Here is a 1,164-nt window from a genome sequence, read left to right as displayed (position 1 = left end):
CCGGACTGGCGGGTGGAGGGGGCGACCCCGGCCAGGCAGATCAGCGAGTCCGGGGTGGGGAACCGGCCGCGGGCGTCGCCGATCTCGGCGAGCAGCCGGGCCGCCCGGATCTGGCCGCTGCGGGGCAGGCTGGTGAAGATCTGTTCGTCGGGGTGCAGGGCGAGTTGTTCTTCGATCTGGTCGGCCAGGACCTGGATCTGGGTGAGGACGGCCTCGAGCGCGTTGATCAGGGCGAGGGTGATCTGGGCGCGGGCGCCGCCGTCGCCGGTCAGCCCGCGCGGCGCCTCGGTCAGGCGCTGGTGCAGGGTCTCGGCGCTGGTGCGGCCGCAGTAGCCGACGCCGTGCAGCCAGGCGGCGAGGCGCTTGACGGAGAGCCAGTCGGCGCGCTGTTGGTCGGGGAACCGGCGCAGGAACGCCAGGCTGATCTTCGAGTCGAGGTCGGCGAACAGCCCGACCGCGCCGGGAAAGGCGACGCCCAGGTGCGCGCGCAGCTAGTTGGCCAGCGCGATCCGGTGCGCGACGAGGTCCTTGCGGGCCCGGCAGGTCGCGCGCAGGGTGACCGTCGCGGGGGTGTCGAGGACCAGCGGACGCAGCCGCGCTCGGTCGGTGCGCACGACATCGGCCAGAACGTAGGCGTCGAACCGGTCGTCTTTGTTGCCGGCCGAGCCGTAACGGCCGCGCAGGTTCTTGACCTGCAGCGGCGGGATGACGAACACGGTGAACCCGGCGGCGAGCAGGGCGTCGACGAGCGGGCCGTCGCCGCGTTCGATTCCGACCTGGTCGACCCCGGCCCGACGCAGGCGCCGGCACAGCCCACGCAGCCCGGCCCGGGTGTGGGTGACGGTGAACCGGTCGAGCGGGGTGCCGTCGCCGGCCACGACGGCGACGGCGTGGGTGTCGCTGGCCCAGTCGATCCCGCCGGTCGGCGCGGCCGGCGCGGTGCCGAACCTCCCGGCGGAATGCCCGGCGGGATGCCCGGCGGGATGCCCGGCGGGATGCCCGGCGGGATGCTCGGGGGGTCGCGGAGAGAGGTCTGTCGGCGCGACACTCATCGTCGCCTCCTGTCTGTTGCCGCAGCAGGTAGGCACCCGGTGGTTCCCGACACGGCAGCCGGTCGCTCACTGATCGGCGCTCGTCGGCGCGCAGCCCTGTCGCCAGTCGGCG

2 protein-coding genes are annotated in these 1,164 nt (G+C 74.2%); both read right to left on the bottom strand.

The genetic code is table 11. The features are described from left to right. Positions 1–83: transposase (locus tag AB0B41_RS43220; protein ID WP_358213044.1), on the bottom strand; the 83-nt coding region annotated here is incomplete at its 3' end. A 408-nt stretch (positions 84–491) separates the two neighbouring features. Further along, positions 492–1,052 (bottom strand): IS110 family transposase, encoded by a 561-nt coding sequence (locus AB0B41_RS43215; RefSeq protein ID WP_358213042.1) that lies wholly within the window; start codon positions 1,050–1,052, stop codon positions 492–494. Positions 1,053–1,164: the final 112 nt, after the last annotated feature.

The sequence above is a fragment of the Pseudonocardia sp. NPDC049154 genome, assembly GCF_040648315.1.
Lineage (GTDB): Bacteria > Actinomycetota > Actinomycetes > Mycobacteriales > Pseudonocardiaceae > Pseudonocardia.
This window is presented reverse-complemented; position numbering and strand designations above follow the sequence as displayed.